Source organism: Bradyrhizobium sp. PSBB068, assembly GCA_016839165.1.
Lineage (GTDB): Bacteria > Pseudomonadota > Alphaproteobacteria > Rhizobiales > Xanthobacteraceae > Bradyrhizobium.
Window position 1 is genome coordinate 74,069 of the sequence record CP069300.1, and the last position, 17,100, is coordinate 91,168.

Sequence of the window (17,100 nt, forward strand, 5' to 3'; positions counted from 1 at the left end):
AGCGGACCCCGCGAGGTGCGTCGCAGGTGATGCGATTGCCGTGCGGCAATCAGGGCTTGCGCGTCCGCAAGCCCTGTCGGGGCGCGGGGAGGTGCTTCAGCGCCGCGCCCGCGGGCCAAATGTCGCAAGCCACGGCGCGAGACCGTGCGGCAGTTCGAATTGCTTCCGCGCGGCATCATCAAATGGCTTCACCTCGAAGCCACGCACCAGCTTGATGTATCTTTCGGCGCCGGGCGACAGCCGAACCCGGCCATCGGCGAGTATCATGACGAATCCGCCGTGCGGCGTTTCGTGCAGCGTCCAGAGGGCCTTGCCGGTCGAGATATCCCGCAGGGTAAATCCGTCGATCAGACGACTGCCGTCAACCGAGAAGTCGCCAGTGCGCTCGGTGCGCAGAAGCGTGCGGCCGGTTGCGACGTCGACAATGGCCTGGCTCTGGCCATGGATGAAGCGGCCACTGGGAGATTGCCCAGCAATCAGTCCGGAAAAATCTCCAAGGTCGAACCATTCGTGGCGGATATCTGCATCGGTCGGCAGGATGCGCTCGACAACGCCGAGATCCCTCATCACCCGGTCACAGAAGATCACGCCGCAAACGGGGCGGAATGCCGGTGTGAGTGGCGCAATCAGGCTATTCGCGGTCGTCGATACGTCGCGCCATTTACCTGATATGAACAGCGATCGATTGCGCATCACGAGCGGTCGGCCCGTATCCGAGACGGCGCCGATCTTCCAATCGAATCCTTGATGCGCGCGCATCCCGGCGTCGGCGAGCGGCTGATCGTGGAGATCACCGAGACCGTCGCGATCCAGGACATCGACGACGTCCGCGGCTTCGTCACGCGGCTGAAGAATTTCGGCAGCCGGATCGCGATCGACGATTTCGGCGCCGGCTACACCTCGTTCCGCAACCTGCGCAAGCTCGGCGTCGACATCGTCAAGATCGACGGCGCCTTCGTGCAGAACATCGTGCGCTCGGCCGACGATCGCGCCTTCGTGCAGACGCTGATCGATCTTGCGCGCCGGCTTGAGATCAAGACGGTCGCCGAATGGGTGCAGGACGAGGAAGCCGCCGTGATGCTGCGCGAATGGGGCTGCGACTTCATTCAGGGCCGCCTGATCGGCCTCGCCTCGCCGGACCGGCCGTGGAACGTGCCGGCGGAAAAGGTTGTGCCCGCCGCGGGCTGACTCGGATTGCCCAACAAACGGTGTCGTCCCGGCGAAGGCCGGGACCCATACGCCGCGGCTTCTCAATGAGGCGATCCGGGAGACGCCTCGGGCAACAACAATGGATCTGTGGTTATGGGCCCCGGCTTTCGCCGGGGCGACGATGCGGTGAGGTCCGCGCTGGAGAACGAAAAGCTACTCGTCCTTCTTCGCCGGCTGCGACATGCGCTCGAGACGTTCCTGCATGTCCTTCATCTGGCGGCGCAGGTCGTCGATGTTGCCGTCGTCGGGCGCGGGCTCCGGCACCTTCTCGGCTTCAGTGCCGCCGCGCTGCGGCACGAACGGCTTGAACATCGAGAAGGTCTGCTGGAACAGCTCCATGTTACGGCGGACCTGTTCTTCCAGGGGAGCGAACGGCGTGCCGCTCAGGGCGCCCGCGATCTGCTTGCGGAATTTCTCCTGTTCCTTGGTCAGCGTCTCGATCGACTGTTCGAGATATTTCGGCACCACCATCTGCATGCTGTCGCCGTAGAACCGGATCAGCTGTCGCAGGAACGTGGTCGGCAGCAGGTTCTGCCCGGCCTTGTTCTCCTGTTCGAAGATGATTTGCGCGAGCACGGAGCGGGTGATGTCGTCGCCGGTCTTCGCGTCATAGACGAGGAAATCCTCGCCTTCCTTCACCATCGCCGCGAGATCCTCGAGCGTCACATAGGTGCTCGTACCGGTATTATAGAGCCGCCGGTTCGCGTATTTCTTGATCGTGGTCGGTTGTTCAGATTTTGCCATGGGCTCTCACTTCAACACCGAAGAACCTGGAACCCGACGGCATCGCCGCAGGGCTAAATGCAACGCATCGCAGCAAAGGTAAGCATTTTCAAAGCGGTTCGGCTACCGTTTTGTGCTGTGCGGTTAATTCCAAAGCATAGGATTTGCTCAGGAATGTGCCAAGGGCGTCATTTTGAGTGCGTCGCGGCGCGATTTGCGCCACAGTTTGATTGACATGCCTCAATGAGCTTTACAGGATAGCCGTTAAGAGACAGGCCAGCCAAACCGGCCGCCCGCCGTCGAGAAACCCAGCTACAACCCATAGGAGATGTCCATGTCAGACGATGTCGTCATCGTCAGCGCCGCCCGCACCCCGGTCGGCAGCTTCAACGGCGCATTCGCGACCACACCGGCTCACGATCTCGGCGCGATTGCCATCAAGGCGGCGCTGGAGCGTGCCGGCGTCGAGGGCGGCCAGGTCTCCGAAGTCATCATGGGCCAGATCCTCACCGCGGCGCAGGGCCAGAACCCGGCCCGCCAGGCCTCCATCGCGGCCGGCATTCCCGTGGAAAGCCCGGCCTGGGGCGTCAACCAGCTCTGCGGCTCCGGCCTGCGCACGGTCGCGCTCGGCTACCAGGCGCTGCTCAACGGCGATTCCTCGATCGTCGTCGCGGGCGGCCAGGAGTCGATGAGCATGGCCCCGCACGCGCAGTATCTGCGCGGCGGCGTCAAGATGGGCGGCCTCGAGCTGATCGACACCATGATCAAGGACGGCCTGTGGGATGCCTTCAACGGCTACCACATGGGCAACACCGCCGAGAACGTCGCCAAGCAGTACCAGATCACCCGCGCGCAGCAGGACGAGTTCGCAGTCGGTTCGCAGAACAAGGCCGAGGCGGCGCAGAAGGCCGGCAAGTTCAAGGACGAGATCGTCCCGGTCACGATCAAGAGCCGCAAGGGCGACATCGTGGTCGATGCCGACGAGTATCCGCGCCACGGCGCGACGCTCGACGCGATGGCCAAGCTCCGCGCCGCCTTCGAGAAGGACGGCACCGTAACCGCCGGCAACGCCTCCGGCATCAATGACGGCGCCGCCGCCGTCGTGCTGATGACCGCCAAGGAAGCCGCCAAGCAGGGCAAGAAGGTGCTCGCCCGCATCGTCTCCTGGGGCCAGGCCGGCGTCGATCCCAAGATCATGGGCACCGGTCCGATCCCCGCTTCGCGCGCGGCGCTGAAGAAGGCCGGCTGGAACATCGCCGACCTCGATTTGATCGAGGCCAATGAGGCGTTCGCCGCGCAGGCCTGCGCCGTCAACAAGGACCTCGGCTGGGATCCGGCCAAGGTCAACGTCAATGGCGGCGCGATCGCGATCGGCCATCCGGTCGGCGCGTCGGGTGCGCGCGTGCTGGTCACGCTGCTGCACGAGATGCAGAAGCGCGATGCCAAGAAGGGCCTCGCGACGCTGTGCATCGGCGGCGGCATGGGCATCGCCATGTGCGTTGCACGCGACTGAACAAAAGGCAGCGAGGCCGGCTAGGTGATGAAAAGATCATCTGTCAACCACGGCGCGAACTGATAGAAAAGATGCCCGGCTTTGCGCCGGGCATTTTTGTTTTGCGCGAGCATGATCCGGAAAAGTGTGAAGCGGTTTTCCGAACGGATCATGCTCAAAAAGGGAGCGGAAGCGCGACGATCTCATCGCGCTTCGTTGTGAGTGCGTAGACCGGAGTTATCCGGTTATAAAAGACGGCCAAGGAGGAGACGGACATGGCACGTGTTGCATTGGTGACGGGCGGAACGCGGGGCATCGGAGCTGCTATCAGCAAGGCGCTGAAAGCGGCCGGCTACAACGTGGCGGCGAGCTACGCCGGCAATGACGCCGCGGCGGAGAAGTTCAAGGCGGAGAACGGGATTCCCGTCTACAAGTGGGACGTCGCATCGTTCGACGCCTGCGCGGCCGGTGTGAAGAAGGTCGAGACCGAACTCGGCCCCATCGACGTGCTGGTGAACAATGCCGGCATCACCCGCGACACCGCATTCCACAAGATGACGCTCGAGCAGTGGAATGCCGTGATCAACACCAACCTCGGCTCGCTGTTCAACATGACGCGCCAGGTGATCGAGGGCATGCGCGCCCGCAAGTTCGGCCGCATCATCTCGATCTCCTCGATTAACGGCCAGAAGGGCCAGTTCGGCCAGGTCAATTATTCAGCGGCGAAGGCCGGCGACATCGGCTTCACCAAGGCGCTGGCGATCGAGAACGCCAAGGGCGGCATCACCGTCAATGTGATCGCGCCCGGCTACATCAACACCGAGATGGTGCAGGCGGTGCCGAAGGATGTGCTGGAGAAGAACGTGATTCCGCAGATCCCGGTCAATCGCCTCGGCGAGCCTGAGGAGATCGCGCGCGCGGTGGTCTTCCTGGCGGCCGACGATGCCGGCTTCATCACCGGCTCGACGCTGACCATCAACGGCGGCCAGTATCACGCGTAAGCGGCGCAGCGCCGCACGCGACCTCGATCAATGCGTCATGCCCGGCCTTGTGCCGGGCATTTTCGTCGTTACAACCGCGAGGCGTGAAGCAAAGACGTGGCCGGCCCGGCCATGACGGATTGAATTGAAATGACCACCCGGACTGCCACCCTTGTCGGACTGACCGCCATCCTGATGTGGTCGCTGCTGTCGGTCATGACGGTCGCGACCGGCGCGATCACGGCGTTCCAGCTTGCTGCCATGACGTTTGCGATCGGCGCTGCGGTCGCGTTCGCAAGCTTCCTGTTGCGCCCTGCCGCGTTCGGCGCCTTGAAGCAGCCGCTGCTCGCCTGGGTCGTCGGCGTCGGCGGGCTGTTCGGCTATCACGCGCTGTATTTCCTGGCGCTGCGCTTCGCGCCGCCGGCCGAGGCCGGCCTGCTCAACTATCTCTGGCCGCTGTTGATCGTGCTGTTCTCCTCGCTATTGCCGGGCGAACGGCTGGCGATCCATCACATCGTCGGCGCACTGCTTGGCCTTGCCGGCACCGTGCTGCTGTTTGCCGGCAACACCTGCAATTTCACCAGGGAACAGATTCCAGGCTTCGCGGCGGCCTTCGTCGCGGCATTCGTGTGGGCGACCTATTCGGTGATGTCGCGCCGGCTCAAGGCGGTGCCGACAGATGCCGTGGCGGGCTTTTGCCTTGCCACCGCAGTGCTGGCCGCGCTGGTGCACATGATGGTGGAGACCACGGTGTGGCCCGCAACGCCGCTGCAATGGTTGGCAGTGGTCGCACTCGGCATCGGTCCGGTGGGCGCGGCGTTCTTTGCCTGGGACATCGGCATGAAGCGCGGCGACATCCGCGTGCTGGGAGCAGCGTCCTACGCCACGCCGCTGCTCTCGACCGCGTTCCTCATCCTGGCGGGTTTCGCCGAGCCCAGCGCCAACATCGCCATCGCCGCCGTTCTGATCGCCGGCGGTGGGTTGATCGCGGCGAAGGACATGGTGTTGCGGAAATGAATGTAGGATGGGTAGAGCGCAGCGAAACCCATCATCTCGCCGCGAGGAGAGAAGTCGATGGGTTTCGCTGCGCTCTACCCATCCTACGAGTGCAGCTCCTACAAGAGAGAATCCTACTAAGCTGGCTCCCAACCCTTCGGCGCCAGCTCGAACTTCGAAAACTCGAATCCCGGCGCGACCGTGCAGCCGACCAGCGTCCAGTCGCCGCTGCTTTCCGCCGCCTGCCAGGCGCCCGCCGGTACGAGCGCCTGCGGCTGTTCGCCGCGCGCGACATCACCGCCGAGCGTGATCGATTGCTGCGGGCCGCCGTCCTGCGCAATCCGCAAGGTCAACGGCGCGCCGGCATAATGGTGCCACATCTCGACGGCGTCGATGCGGTGCCAATGCGAGCGCTCGCCGCGCGCCAGCAGGAAATAGATCGCGGTCGAATGCGCGCGCCCGGCGGCATCGCAGCGCTCGTCGCGAAACGTCTCGCGATAATGCCCGCCTTCGGGATGCGGCTTCAGCGCGAGCTGCGCGATGATGTCGGCCGCGGAGGGCTGTGACATCAGGACTTGTTCTTGCGCTCGCGGAGCTCGCCGAACACCAGCGCCGGGTCGGCGCCCTTCATGTGCAGCTTGGCCGCAACCGCAGGCTCGTCGGCGCGCAGGAACACGTTGGCCTTCTTCTCGTCGCCGAGCAGCACGGGAATCGTCGGCTTGTTCTCGGCGCGCAGCCGCGTCACTTCCTCGGCGCGCGCTTGCAGATGCGGATTGTCGGCCTCGATGGTGAGCGCGAACTTCACGTTCGAGGCGGTGTATTCATGGCCGCAATACAGGCGGAAATCATCCGGCAGCGAACGCAGCTTCAGCAGCGAATCCCACATCATCGGATAGGTGCCTTCGAACACCCGGCCGCAGCCGATCGAGAACAGCGTGTCGGCGGCGAACACGGCCTTCTCGCCGTCGAACACGTAGGAGATATGGTCGAGCGTATGGCCGGGGGTTTCGACCACGCGGGCCAGGAGACTGCCGATCTTGATGACGTCGGCATTGGCGGCGCGCAGGTCGACATTGGCGATCTTCGCCGACTGGTCGTGCGGGGCGACGACGCGGCAGCCGTATTTCTGCTTCAGCTCGGCGACGCCGCCGACATGGTCGCCATGGTGATGGGTGATCAGGATGTCGGTCAGCGTCCAGCCTTCGCGCTCCAGCGCCTTGATGATCGGGCCGGCTTCCGGCGCGTCGATCGACGCCGTCGCCTTGGTTACGGGATCGTGGATCAGGTACCCGAAATTGTCGGTGAGGCAGCTGAAGGTACGAATTTCGGCGGTCATGATATCTCCACGAACAAACGGGACGGACGCTTCAGAGCATGATCTTCTCGAAAAGCCGATGCCCACTTTTTCGGATCGTGCTCTTAACGCGTCCAATATAGGTGTGAAATATGGCGTTAACGCTCCGGCGGCAACGCAATTTTCCGCGCACCCCGGCGGCAGGGGGCATGGTAGGCTGAGATCATGGACGTCATCGACCTCCGCGATTTCTATTCGCAGCGCCTCGGCATCGTGGCGCGGCAGCTGATCAACCGCGGCATCCGTGCGCGGTGGCCGAACGCGGAAGGCCAGCGCGTGCTCGGGCTCGGCTATCCGACGCCCTATCTCGGCCTGTTCCGTGATAGCTGCGAGCGCTGTATTGCCTTCATGCCGGCCGCCCAGGGCGTGCTGAAATGGCCGACCGGCCGCCCCGCGTTGGCGACCCTGATCGACGAATTCTCGATGCCGTTACCGGATGCCGCGGTCGACCGCGTGCTCTTGGTGCATGCGCTGGAGATGTCCGACGATCCGGAGCGGCTGCTGCGCGAGGTGTGGCGGGTGCTGTCGCCGTCGGGGCGGCTGATCGCGATCATCCCGAACCGGCGCGGCGTCTGGACGCGCACCGATGCGACGCCGTTCGGCCATGGCCGGCCCTATTCGCGGGCCCAGATCACCCAGCTGTTACGGCAGACCTGGTTCACGCCGGCGTCATGGGGCGAGGCGCTGTTCATGCCGCCGGTGCAAGGCAGCTGGTTCCTGCGCTCGGCGATGGCGTGGGAGCGGGTCGGCGCGGCGCTGTCGATGCCCTTCGCCGGCGTGCATATCGTGGAAGCGAGCAAGCAGGTCTATCGCGCGATCCCGGCGCGCCGCGAGCGGCCGCAGCTGATCCCGTCGTTGCGGCCGGTGTTGGTGCCGTCCTCGACGGCGACGCGCAAATCCAGCCACTCGGAATGACGTGAATCAGCCACCCTCCCCTGGAAGGGAGGGTGGCTGCATATGTGCTTTACTCGTTGCCCGGATTGAAGTCGTCGCCGCTCGGCGCGGGCTGCGCTGCCATGTCGGGACGCGGACCGTGCGGACGGCGGCGGCGGCGCGGGAAGCGCTCGCTGCGCTCGCCGCGTTCGGCACCACCGCCATTGCTGGCTTCATAGGCGCCACCGTTGACCTGCGGCTGCGCGCCACCGGTGATGAACGAGGGCAGGCGATCGACGCCGCCGGCATCGGCCATCGCGGGCTGCGGCTGGTTCTGCGGTTGCGGCTGATATTGCGGCTGCGGACGATGCTCGCGTTCGCGATGCTCACGCGGCGGCTGCTGGTCACGCTCGCGGTGCTCGCGCGGCTGCTGCTGCTGCTCGCGCTGGAAGGGCTGCTGGCCGTTGTCGCGCATGAAGGGCTGCTGCTGCGGCACGAAGCCCGGCTCCTGGCCGAAGCTCGAATAGCCGTCGCTGTCGTCGTCGCCGTCTTCGGTCGCGACCGGCTCGGCGTCGGGGCGCGGCTGCTGCTGATTCTGCCGGAACTGCTCCTGCGCGGCCGCGATGATCCGGTAGTAGTGCTCGGCGTGCTGATAGTAGTTTTCAGCCGCCACCGGATCGCCGGAGGAGCGTGCATCGCGCGCGAGCTGGACGTATTTCTCGGCAACGTGGGAGGCCGTGCCGCGGATCTTGATGTCGGGCCCGTTCGATTCGTACACCCGTGTCAGGGGATTCTGGCCGCGCCGGTTATTGTTGTTGTTATTATTGTTGTTATTCCGGTTGCGCATCCGCTTGTTGTTCTGACCGTTTCTCATCTGTCGCCTTTTATTCCAGCCCTGAAGTTATTGCCGTCCACAGTCCGATTCCAGAAAGTCCGATTGCTCAGAAGTCCGATTTGCAAAGTCCGATTTGCAAAGTCCGATTCGGCGCGCGCCGAGGCGCACGGAATCGCAGCACCGTTCGAAGTGGCTTCGATGTCGCTGACCATCGCGTTCAGCAAATACGCGTTCCCCAACCGCCGGCAAAAGCCGCCAGCGACCAAATCATTCCGCCCGTCGAGACAGGCCCAGTTCTCGTGCGTAAGTCTTCAAGCGCAATAACAGGCTTTCGTTCGCTTGGCGGTCGAGAGCAGCACAGCTTTGGCTAATTGCGCTCTGTGAGACCTGCGTTCCTGGAACCTTTCGATCGGCGGGCTCTGCTGAACCCTGGTCATCACCCGTAACGGTTTACGGGGCCAGCACCGATGTTGTGCCCGGAACGTAGTCGTTCCCCGGGGATATTCCAAGAGGTTTTTTTGCGTTCCAATAGGACTTTATCGGGGCGGCCGGCGGGCGGAAACGGCCCTCGGAATGCCCCCCAGATCGGCCCTCGGCGGCCCCGTTGGGGATAAGCCGGAAGCCGTCATCAGGGCTTCAATGTCGTCGCTTTGGCCCTGCCCAGTTTCAACAACCAGAAATCCACCCGAGGCCAAAAGACCCGCAGATTGCGAAATCAGGGAGCGGTAGGCGTCGAGCCCATCGGCGCCGCCGTCGAGCGCCGCGCGGGGATCGTGCGCGCGCACCTCGATATCGAGACCGGCGATATCGGCCGAGGGGATGTAAGGCGGATTGGATGCGATCAGGTCGAACGCGCCGGTCAGCGCGCTGGCGTAGTCGCACTGGACCCACGTCGTGCGATCCGCGAGCCCGAGCTCGGCGGCGTTCCGGCGCGCGGTCTGCAGCGCCTCTGCCGAAATGTCAGTGGCGAAGCCATGCGCGTTGGGCAGTTCCGAGAGCAGCGCCAGCAGGATCGCACCGGAACCGGTGCCGAGATCGGCGATCCGCAGCGCGCGGTCGGCCGCGCCGTCGGCGCGCAGCAGTTCAAGCGCACGCTCGACCACGGTTTCGGTGTCGGGACGCGGCACCAGCGTCGCGGCCGAGAGATGCAGCGGCAGTCCCCAAAATTCCTTGATGCCGAGAATGCGCGCGACCGGCTCGCCGGCGAGGCGGCGCTGCGCGAGGGCTTCGAGGCGCGTTGATTCGTCGGCCGTCAGCGCGCGATGCGCCGCGGTGATCATGCCGGTCAAATCGAGGCCGAGCGCGGCACCGACCAGCAGCCGTGCATCGAGCTCGGCGGAGTCGTTGGCAGCGGCTGCCAATCGCGTTGCAAGCGCGCGCCGGGCCGCGTCGATCGTCTGGCCAGTGAACTGGTTCACGGACATCACCGCCATCTCATAGCCCGGATTTCGCTTCGCTCCATCCGGGCTGCCAATCTCACGCCGCCGCGCCCTGTGCCGCGAGCTGCGCGGCCTGGTGCTCGGTGGTCAGCGCGTCGATCAGTTCGCCGAGCGCTTCGCCCGCGATCACCTGCGGCAGCTTGTAGAGCGTCAAATTGATGCGGTGGTCGGTGACCCTGCCTTGCGGGAAATTATAGGTGCGGATGCGCTCGGAGCGGTCGCCGGAGCCGACCTTCTCCTTGCGGTCGGCGGAGCGCGCGGCCTCGACGCGCTGGCGCTCGGCGTCATAGATCCGCGAGCGCAGGATGTTCATCGCCGAGGCGCGGTTTTTGTGCTGCGAGCGGCTGTCCTGCATCATCACCACGATGCCGGTCGGCAGATGGGTGATGCGGATCGCCGATTCGGTCTTGTTGACGTGCTGACCGCCGGCGCCGCCGGCGCGCATGGTCTCGATCCTCAAGTCGGTGTCCTTGATGTCGACATCGACGTCCTCGACCTCGGGCAGCACCGCGACGGTCGCGGCCGAGGTGTGGATGCGGCCCTGCGTCTCGGTGTCGGGAACGCGCTGCACCCGGTGCACGCCGGATTCGAATTTCAGCTTGGCGAACGCGCCGCGGCCCTGCACCTCGGCGATGATTTCCTTGTAGCCGCCGACGGTGCCCTCGCTCGCCGAGATCACCTCGACCTTCCAGCCCTGCAAGGCAGCGAAGCGCTCATACATCCGGAACAGGTCGCCGGCGAACAGCGAGGCCTCGTCGCCGCCGGTGCCGGCGCGGATTTCCAGCATCACGTTGCGGTCGTCCATCGCGTCCTTGGGCAGCAGCGCGATCCGGATCTGCTGCTCGAGATCGCCGATCCGCGCCTGCAGCGTCTCCAGCTCGGCTTCCGCCAAGCTGCGCATCTCGGGATCGGTGCCTGCGTCCGCCAGCATCGCCTCGGTATCGGCGAGTTCAGTGCGAGCAGCGCGATAGAGCTTCACCGCATCGATCAGCGGATTGAGCTCGGCGAGCTCGCGGGTGATCGCAACGTAGCGATCGGACTTCACCTCGCCGAGCAGCTCGGCCTCGAGCGAGGCGTGATGGGCGAGCAGGACGTCGAGTTTGGCTTCGGGTAGCATGGCGGTATCTCGAATTTGCTGAAAGCGCGAAGGGCGCAAAAGGGGCGATAGCGGCGACGGCAGCGTCGCTACAAGGCCAGCCCCTCGGTTTCCGCAAACTTCGTCAGCGCCTCGCGGATCGAGACGCTGCCGACCGGTGCGTCCAGCAGGGGATTGATCATCGCCTCCGCCTTCCTGGCGTCGAGGTCGAGGATCATCGCCTTGACCGGGCCGTGCGCGGTCGCCGACAGCGACAGCGAGCGATAGCCGAGCGCGATCAGCGCCAGCGCGCCGATCGGTTTCGAGGCCATCTCGCCGCACAGCGAGGCGGCCTTCTTCGCCGCCCTGGCCTTGCGCACGATGTCGCGCAGCGCGCGCAGGATCGGCGCCGACAGGATGTCGAAGCGCTCGGAGACCTTGGCATTGCCGCGGTCGACCGCGAACAGGAACTGGAACAAATCGTTGGAGCCGACCGACACGAAGTCGACCTTCTTCAAGAGCTCGTCGAGCTGGTAGAGCAGCGCCGGCACCTCGACCATGGTGCCGATATCGATCCGCTCGGGCAGCGAATGGCCGTGCTGGCGCAGATAGGTCAGCTCGCGCTCGACGATCGCCTTGGCCTGGTCGAATTCGGCGATGTCGGAGATCATCGGAAACATGATCTTCAGCGCGCGGCCGCCGCCGGCGCGCAGCAGCGCGCGGATCTGGCCGCGCAACAGGCCGGGACGGTCGAGGCCGAGCCGGATCGCGCGCCAGCCGAGCGCCGGATTTTCCTCGACCACCGTCTCCATATAGGGCAGCGCCTTGTCGCCGCCGATGTCGAGCGTGCGGAAGGTGACGGGCTTGTTGCCCGCGGCATCGAGCACGGTGCGGTACAGCGCGAGCTGGTCGCTCGAGCGCGGCAGGCTCGGGCTCACCATGAACTGCAATTCGGTGCGGAACAGGCCGATGCCGGCGCTGCCGGTGTCCTCGATGTGCGGCAGATCGATGGTCAGGCCCGCGTTGATCAGGAGCTCGATCGGCTGGCCGTCCTTGGTCACGCAGGCCTTGTCGCGCAGCTCCGAATATTGCGCCTGCCGCCGCGCCCGGAATCGGACGCGCTCGGCATAGGCCGATTCGATCTCGGCGGAGGGGCGGACATAGATCTCGCCGGAAATCCCGTCGACGATGATGGCGTCGCCGGGATCGGCGATGCCGGGCGCGTTCGGCACCTCGCCGACCGCGGGAATGCCGAGCGCGCGCGCCACGATCGAGACGTGGGAGTTCGCGGTGCCTTCTTCCAGCACCAGGCCGCGCAGCCGCTTGCGGTCGTAGTCGAGCAGCGCCGCCGGTCCCATCGCACGCGCGATCAGGATGGCGTTGTCGGGCAGCTGCTCGCGCGACGGTGCATGATCCTGGCCGACCAGCTGCCGCATCAGCCGATGGCCGAGATCCTCGAGGTCGTGCAGCCGGTCGCGCAGATACGGATCGGTCGAGCGCAGCATGCGCGCGCGGGTGTCGGACTGCACGCGCTCGACGGCGGCTTCCGCAGTGAGGCCGGTGGCGACCGCCTCATGCAGCTTGTGCGACCAGCCCTGGTCGTTGGCGAACATGCGGTAGGCTTCCAGCACCTCGCGGTGCTCGCCGCCTTCGGCGACGTCGCCGCGCTCCAGCATGCGGTCGAGATCGGCGCGCAGATTGGCGAGCGCGGTGTCGAGCCGCTTGATCTCCTTCGGCAGGTCCTCGGCGATGTAGTTGGTGATGACGACGCGCGGCTCGTGCAGCACGACATGGCCGAGCGCGATGCCGTCGGACAGCACCGCGCCGGTCTTGTGCAGCGAGTGCCGCGCGGCGGGCTCGGCGCCCGGCTGGGCCAGCGCGGCGAGCTCGCCGGATGCGATCATCTCCGCCAGCACCATGGCGGTGGTCTGCAGCGCCTCGACCTCTTCCTCGACATAGGTCCGCTTGGCGCGGTTCTGCACGACGAGGACGCCGAGCGTGTTGCCGGCGCGCAGGATCGGCACGCCGAGGAACGAGTGGTAGGCCTCTTCGCCGGTCTCCGGGCGGTAAGCGAAGGCCGGATGGCTTTGCGCGTCGGACAGATTGAGCGGCGTCGCCTCGCTGGCGACGAGGCCGACCAGGCCCTCATGCGCGCTCAGCACGGTACGGTGCACGGCGTCGCGATTCAGACCTTCGGTGGCATAGAGCTCGAGCGTGTTGTCGACGCGCAGCACGTAGCAGGAGCAGACCTCGGCCACCATGTTGGCCGCGATCAGCACCACGATCTTGTCGAGGCGCTCCTGGGCGGAGACTTGCTCCGCCATGGTTTCGCGGAGCCGTCTCAACAGGATGCGTGGGCCTCCCGACGCGCTCCGCATGTGCTTCAGTCCCTCCCCGCAAGGCCGGCGCAGCGGGCCGGCCGGCCGCTGGCGCGAAACTCTTCAAAAACAACAATTTTAGTCATTCGGTGTCGCCGCACGCGCCAGTTCCCGCCGATTCGGGATCACCAAACTGTGCCACAGTTTGCGACAGCCTACCTGACTGGCCGTATAGCCAATCGAGGCTCGCTTTGCCAAGCAAAACGCCTGCCAGTAGCAAATAACGTCTGCGTCAGCCCAATGCTGCGCCCGCTAAGAGAAATTCTAACTCCGGGGTAGGGGTGAGGGAGTACGGCTCCTGCTTCTCCCGTCATTCCGGGGCTCGCGAAGCGAGAGCCCGGAATCCATTCATCCGCAAAACTCGTGGCCCCATGGATTCCGGGCTCGTGCTGCGCACGCCCCGGAATGACGGCGGAGAGAGCCCACCCGCCGCTCGGATGCCGGTCGCTCCTACGCCTGATCCAGGCCGTACAGCGTGTGCAGCGTGCGCACCGCGAGTTCGGTGTAGGCGGCGTCGATCAGGACCGAGAACTTGATCTCTGACGTCGTGATGGCGCGGATGTTGATGTTGCGCTCGGCCAGCGCCTTGAACGCCTTCGCCGCGACGCCGGCATGGCTGCGCATGCCGCTGCCGATCACCGACACCTTGGCGACGTCGGTCTCGGTGTCGAGCCTGGCATAGCCGATCCTGGCCTTGGCGGAGGTAATGGTGTCCTTGGCGCGGTTGTAGTCGGTGGCCGGCACGGTGAAGGTGAGGTCGGTGGTCTTGCCGTCCTCCGACACGTTCTGCACGATCATGTCGACGTTGATGTTGGCATCCGCGAGCGGCCCGAAGATCGCCGCGGCGACGCCCGGCTTGTCCTCGATCTGGCGCACGGAAATCTGGGCTTCGTCCTTGGAGAAGGCGATGCCGGTGACGACGTGCATTTCCATGATTTCCTCCTCGCTGCAGATCAGCGTGCCCGGCGGCTGGTTGGCGTGCGGGTCGATATCCTCTGGCTTGTCGAAGCTGGAGCGCACGAAGATCGGCATGTTGTGCACCATGCCGAGTTCCACCGAGCGAACCTGCAGCACCTTGGCGCCCTGCGAAGCCAGCTCCAGCATGTCCTCGAACGCGATCTTGTCGAGTCGCCGCGCCTTCGGCACCACGCGGGGGTCGGTGGTGTAGACGCCGTCGACGTCGGTGTAGATGTCGCAGCGGTCGGCTTTCAACGCGGCCGCGATCGCCACCGCCGAGGTGTCCGAACCGCCGCGGCCGAGCGTGGTGATGCGGCCGGTCTGCGGGTTGATGCCCTGGAAGCCGGCAATGACAGCGACTTCCTTGCGCTCCTTGAAACGGTCGATGATCTCGGTACCGTCGATCTCGAGGATGCGCGCCGAGGCATGCGCGTCCGAGGTCTTGATCGGGATCTGCCAGCCCTGCCAGGAGCGCGCCTGGATGCCGATGCCCTGCAGCACGATCGCAAGCAAGCCCGAAGTGACCTGTTCGCCGGAGGCGACCACGGCGTCATATTCGCGCGCGTCGTGCATCGGCGAGGCCTCGGTGCACCAGGCCACCAGCTCGTTGGTCTTGCCGGACATCGCGGAGACGACGACGGCGACCTCGTGGCCCGCGTCGACCTCGCGCTTCACGTGCTGCGCGACGTTGCGGATACGATCGATATTGGCGACGGACGTACCGCCGAATTTCATCACGAGGCGGCCCATGACGACGCGTCTATTCCTTTAAGAGGATAAGTAGGTTAACCCACGCCGAAAACCGCAAGCGCGGGGACCGAAAGGCGCGTATACATAGCGCCGCGCCCGGGGGCAAGCCGGTTCCTGGGGGTGTTACGGCCGGTTGCAGGCCGGTTGTGGCGCTGAGGTAACTCGAAGGCGGGTTGGATGGGACGTTACATCGACGAAATCCTGCAGCCCGGCGAGAAGGTGCTGTATTCCACCAATGCGCACTGGATCTTCTACTGGCCGGCCATCATCGCCTGGGTTGCGGCGCTGGCGCTGCTGATCCTGTCGAGGTTCACGACCGTCGACGGCCTGGTGCTGGCCTGCCTCGCGACGGCCGCCGTGGTCGCGGTCGCGGCCCTGTACTGGACCGCCGCGGCCTGGTTCCACCGCTGGACCACCGAAACCGACGTCACCAATTTTCGCGTGGTGCACAAGACCGGCTTCATCAAGCGGCGCACCTTCGAGATGAGCCTCGACAAGGTCGAGAGCGTCGACGTCAACCAGAGCATCGCGGGGCGGCTGCTCAATTATGGCGACGTCACCATCCGCGGCGTAGGCGAGGGCATCGAGATCATCAAGACCATCGCTTCGCCGCTATCGTTCCGCAATTCGATCACCGCGCGATAGGGGCGCGCGCAATCATGGCCACGCAAACAACTCTTTCCAGTGCCTCCGCCAGCTCGGTCGATCCGGCCGAGATCGCGAAGTTTTCGAAACTGTCGGATGAATGGTGGGATCCGCGCGGCAAGATGGCGCCGCTGCACAAGATCAATCCGCTGCGCCTGACCTATATCCGCGACGCCGCCTGCCGCAAGTTCGAGCGCAACGTCAAGAGCCTGAGCTGCCTGTCCGGCCTGCGCCTGCTCGACATCGGCTGCGGCGCCGGGTTGTTGTGCGAGCCGTTCACGCGGTTAGGGGCCCAGGTGATCGGGATCGATCCGTCGGCCACCAACATATCCGCGGCGAAGCTGCACGCCGACAAGGGCCATCTGTCGATCGACTACCGTTGCACCACGGTGGAGGAGATGGACGTCCGCGAGCGCTTCGACATCGTGCTGGCGATGGAGGTCGTCGAGCATGTCGTCGACGTCGGCGCCTTCATCAAGCGCTGCGCCGTCATGCTCAAGCCCGGCGGGCTGATGGTGGTCTCGACGTTGAACCGCAACTGGAAGAGCTTTGCGCTGGCGATCGTCGGCGCCGAATACGTGCTGCGCTGGCTGCCGCGCGGCACCCATGAGTGGAGCAAGTTCGTCACCCCCGCCGAGCTCGAACGCTATCTCGGCGACGTCAACCTGACCGTCACCGAACAGGCCGGCGTGGTCTACAACCCGCTCGCCGACAAATGGACCGTCTCGACCGACATGGACGTGAACTACATGGTGGTGGCGGAAGAGGTGTAGGGTTGTTCGCATCCACACAACCGGTGTCGTCCCTGCGAACGCAGAGACCCATAACCACCGGCGCCAATAGTTGGGCAAGGTCCGCGTTCCGATTTGTTGTAGGTCGGCGGTCCGGCCATCGTGCCCCAAATAGCTCCCTGGGGTTATGGGCCCCTGCGTTCGCAGGGGCGACACGGAGCTTGTGGCGCGACCGTTGAAGATGTGAGACGCTATGTCCTCCAGAAAGGTGTCGTCCCTGCGAACGCAGGGACCCATAACCACCGGCCCGAATAATCGGGCGAGGTCCGCGTTCCGAGCATGTACTACGTCTACATCCTCGCCAGCCAACGCCATGGCACGCTGTATATCGGCGTGACGAATTCCGTTCAGAAGCGGCTTGAGGAGCATAGAGCCGGAAAGGGCTCAGCATTCGTCAAGACATATGGTGTTTACCGCCTTGTATATGTGGAAGCCTATGAACGGGCTGAAGAAGCCATCGCACGCGAGAAGCAGCTCAAGAAATGGAAGCGTGACTGGAAGATCGAGCTGATTGAGCGAGAGAATCTCGAATGGCGGGATCTCAGCGACCTGCTTGTCTGACCGGTGTGCCACATACCGCTCCCTGTGGTTATGGGTCCCTGC

The 17,100-nt window shown here is 64.9% G+C and carries 16 protein-coding genes and 1 pseudogene; 8 read left to right on the forward strand and 9 right to left on the reverse strand.

Features of this window, described 5'->3' with window-relative positions; translation table 11 throughout:
- Window positions 1-96 precede the first annotated feature (96 nt).
- Complete coding sequence (locus JQ507_00350; GenBank protein QRI70034.1) at window positions 97-759, reverse strand: hypothetical protein; 663 nt, start codon at window positions 757-759, stop codon at window positions 97-99.
- Between JQ507_00350 and JQ507_00355 the strand changes: the two are divergent.
- Window positions 736-1,188, forward strand: a pseudogene (locus JQ507_00355) (EAL domain-containing protein). The gene JQ507_00350 and the pseudogene JQ507_00355 sit on opposite strands and share 24 nt — an antisense overlap.
- A gap of 174 nt (window positions 1,189-1,362) precedes the next feature.
- Here JQ507_00355 and phaR read toward each other — a convergent pair.
- A complete protein-coding gene (phaR, locus tag JQ507_00360; protein QRI70035.1) occupies window positions 1,363-1,953 on the reverse strand; it encodes a polyhydroxyalkanoate synthesis repressor PhaR in 591 nt (196 codons plus the stop codon).
- Between the two features lie 313 nt (window positions 1,954-2,266).
- Here phaR and JQ507_00365 point away from each other — a divergent pair, with 313 nt between their 5' ends.
- From JQ507_00365 to JQ507_00375, 3 genes are all read left to right on the forward strand, one after another.
- A complete protein-coding gene (locus JQ507_00365) occupies window positions 2,267-3,445 on the forward strand; it encodes an acetyl-CoA C-acetyltransferase (protein ID QRI70036.1) in 1,179 nt (392 codons plus the stop codon).
- Between the two features lie 254 nt (window positions 3,446-3,699).
- Window positions 3,700-4,425, forward strand: a complete 726-nt coding sequence (gene phbB, locus JQ507_00370; GenBank protein QRI70037.1) for an acetoacetyl-CoA reductase — start codon at window positions 3,700-3,702, stop codon at window positions 4,423-4,425.
- 129 nt (window positions 4,426-4,554) lie between these two features.
- Window positions 4,555-5,421: an EamA family transporter gene (locus tag JQ507_00375; protein QRI70038.1), complete on the forward strand. Its 867-nt coding sequence runs from the start codon at window positions 4,555-4,557 to the stop codon at window positions 5,419-5,421.
- A gap of 116 nt (window positions 5,422-5,537) precedes the next feature.
- Here the strand turns inward: JQ507_00375 and JQ507_00380 are convergent, their stop codons facing one another.
- A complete protein-coding gene (locus tag JQ507_00380) occupies window positions 5,538-5,969 on the reverse strand; it encodes a cupin domain-containing protein (GenBank protein ID QRI70039.1) in 432 nt (143 codons plus the stop codon).
- The gene (gene gloB / locus JQ507_00385; protein QRI70040.1) at window positions 5,969-6,736 is read right to left on the reverse strand and encodes a hydroxyacylglutathione hydrolase; all 768 of its coding nucleotides are present in this window, start codon (window positions 6,734-6,736) and stop codon (window positions 5,969-5,971) included. Before gloB ends, JQ507_00380 begins: the two co-directional genes overlap by 1 nt.
- 183 nt (window positions 6,737-6,919) lie before the next feature.
- Between gloB and JQ507_00390 the strand changes: the two genes are divergently transcribed.
- Window positions 6,920-7,669: a class I SAM-dependent methyltransferase gene (locus JQ507_00390; protein ID QRI70041.1), complete on the forward strand. Its 750-nt coding sequence runs from the start codon at window positions 6,920-6,922 to the stop codon at window positions 7,667-7,669.
- A gap of 49 nt (window positions 7,670-7,718) precedes the next feature.
- Here the strand turns inward: JQ507_00390 and JQ507_00395 are convergent, their stop codons facing one another.
- The 5 genes from JQ507_00395 to JQ507_00415 form a co-directional block, all read right to left on the reverse strand.
- The gene (locus JQ507_00395; GenBank protein QRI70042.1) at window positions 7,719-8,501 is read right to left on the reverse strand and encodes a DUF4167 domain-containing protein; all 783 of its coding nucleotides are present in this window, start codon (window positions 8,499-8,501) and stop codon (window positions 7,719-7,721) included.
- A 497-nt stretch (window positions 8,502-8,998) separates the two neighbouring features.
- Window positions 8,999-9,886: a peptide chain release factor N(5)-glutamine methyltransferase gene (gene prmC / locus JQ507_00400; GenBank protein QRI70043.1), complete on the reverse strand. Its 888-nt coding sequence runs from the start codon at window positions 9,884-9,886 to the stop codon at window positions 8,999-9,001.
- Between the two features lie 52 nt (window positions 9,887-9,938).
- On the reverse strand, window positions 9,939-11,018 hold the full coding sequence (gene prfA, locus JQ507_00405; GenBank protein ID QRI70044.1) for a peptide chain release factor 1: 1,080 nt from the start codon (window positions 11,016-11,018) through the stop codon (window positions 9,939-9,941).
- Between the two features lie 68 nt (window positions 11,019-11,086).
- Entirely contained in the window at window positions 11,087-13,354 is a 2,268-nt protein-coding gene (ptsP, locus tag JQ507_00410; GenBank protein QRI70045.1) for a phosphoenolpyruvate--protein phosphotransferase, read from the reverse strand.
- 450 nt (window positions 13,355-13,804) lie between these two features.
- Window positions 13,805-15,061 (reverse strand): aspartate kinase, encoded by a 1,257-nt coding sequence (locus JQ507_00415; protein ID QRI70046.1) that lies wholly within the window; start codon window positions 15,059-15,061, stop codon window positions 13,805-13,807.
- A gap of 177 nt (window positions 15,062-15,238) precedes the next feature.
- On the opposite strand from JQ507_00415, the gene JQ507_00420 reads away from it, so the two are divergent.
- The 3 genes from JQ507_00420 (at window position 15,239) to JQ507_00430 (ending at window position 17,058) form a co-directional block, all read left to right on the forward strand.
- Window positions 15,239-15,706, forward strand: coding sequence for a PH domain-containing protein (locus JQ507_00420; protein ID QRI70047.1), 468 nt, complete (start codon window positions 15,239-15,241; stop codon window positions 15,704-15,706).
- 14 nt (window positions 15,707-15,720) lie between these two features.
- Window positions 15,721-16,479, forward strand: a complete 759-nt coding sequence (ubiG, locus tag JQ507_00425) for a bifunctional 2-polyprenyl-6-hydroxyphenol methylase/3-demethylubiquinol 3-O-methyltransferase UbiG (GenBank protein QRI70048.1) — start codon at window positions 15,721-15,723, stop codon at window positions 16,477-16,479.
- A gap of 297 nt (window positions 16,480-16,776) precedes the next feature.
- Window positions 16,777-17,058 carry a GIY-YIG nuclease family protein gene (locus tag JQ507_00430; GenBank protein QRI70049.1) on the forward strand — a complete coding sequence of 94 codons (282 nt, stop codon included), beginning with the start codon at window positions 16,777-16,779 and terminating at the stop codon, window positions 17,056-17,058.
- Window positions 17,059-17,100 lie beyond the last annotated feature (42 nt).